Raw genomic sequence first — 1,640 nt, forward strand, 5'->3', positions numbered from 1 at the left:
TCGTCACGCTCCAGCAGCGCGCGGCCGTTGAGCAGCGAGTGTTCCAGGATGATGACCTTGCTCACCGCGTCGAAGTTGGTCTTCAGGGTTTCCATGGTGCGCAGCACCGGCTGGGCGACGTACTGGCCGGTGGCTTTGAGGTAGGCGTAGTCGGTGGTGGTGGTCTTGCCGTTGAGGGTCACCGCTGTCTGCGATTTCCGGCCATGCAGCAGTTTGTCGCTCGGCGCGTTGAGGTAGGTGTGCCGGGTCTTTTGCAGCTCGGCATTGCCGCCGTTGACGTGGACCAGGGTTTCCTGTTCCAGCGCCAGCCACGGCCAGGCGCTGCCGCTCAGGCCCGGCTGGCTGAGGTAGCGGTGCTGGGTGCGCAGCACCGGTGCATCGTTGACGTCGGCTTTGGCCGGGGTCACGGTTTTCTGTTTCAGGTGTCGGACAAAACCATGGGGATCGGCCGGGCAGCCGTCGCTGGCGGTCGCCGGGTAGTACTCGCTGGTTTCGCTGATGCCGTTGGCCTGCACTTGCAGGGTGAGGTTGCCGTACACGTCGTACTCGCTGCGTACCACTTCGTCACGTTGTTGTCCCGCGGCGATCCAGGAGGTGGTCACGGTCTTGGGCAACTGGCACTGCGCCGGTTGTTGCTCGAACGGCACGCTGCTGTCGTCGGCGTAGTACTGGGTGCGCACGCGCTTGACCGCGCCGCCCTGCTCGGTGAGTTCCTCGCTGATCAGGTGGAAGCGGTTGAAGATGCGTTTGATGCTGCGTCGCGGGCGGTTGTTGGTGGCGTCCCAGAGCTGTTCGGTGGAGTCGTAGACGTAGGCGCTGAGAACTTTGTAGAGGTTGTCCAGGCCGTTGTCTTCCCAGATCAGGCCGGGGGCGTTGCGGCCGAGGAAGTTGTTGCTGGAATACTGGTAGCGGGTGTCGATAGCTGGCTGGCCCGCGCCAGGTTCGTGCAGGTGGCGGCGGACCCGCGGCAGGGTGCGGCCGCCGGTGCCGGGAAACTGGTGCGGGGTGGTGTCGTATTCGATGGTCTCGCGCCCGCCCAGCGGGCCTTCGACTTGGTTGATGCACTGGGTTTTGGTGTCATAGCCGAAGCGCCAACTGGCCGGACTGGCGGTAGGCAGTTCAAGGCGCATCAGGCGCTGTTCATTGCCAAGAATCAACGAGAACACGGCCTCATTGGGCGTCCTGGGAAAAAGCCGCAGGGTGTACTCGAGCGGGCGAATCTCCAGCAGCAACGTGCCATCGGCGTTGGCGATGCTCAGGAGCCGACGCATGCTGCCGAAGGCCGAATAGGCCAGGGTGACGTGATGGCCTTGTGGCGAAATCATTTTCACCGGCAGGGCGATGGCGTCACCGCTGTCGGTGGCCAGTTCTTCGATCAGGCCGGACTTGTGCACCACGCGAAAGCGGGTGTCGCTGAGCTTGTGCAGGTGGAAGGAGTCGATTTTCTTTTCGCGCATCAGCAACTGGTCATCGGTGCTGCTGGTGCTGGTGACCTTGAAGGTTTCGCCGGTGCTCAGGGAGAGGATATTGGTGGCGGTGTCGTACTGCGACAACTGCAATGTCCAGCCCGTGCCGAACCCGGAATTGAGGGTGTTGAGCGGGCTGTAGGACAGGCGCAGGGGAACGTTGGGGCCGCTGAG

At 63.3% G+C, this 1,640-nt stretch carries 1 pseudogene; it reads right to left on the bottom strand.

The window, feature by feature from the left end:
* Window positions 1-1,640, bottom strand: a pseudogene (locus CKW37_RS32900) (sugar-binding protein); the annotation flags it as partial.

The organism is Pseudomonas sp. Irchel 3E13 (assembly GCF_900187455.1).
Classification (GTDB): Bacteria; Pseudomonadota; Gammaproteobacteria; order Pseudomonadales; family Pseudomonadaceae; genus Aquipseudomonas.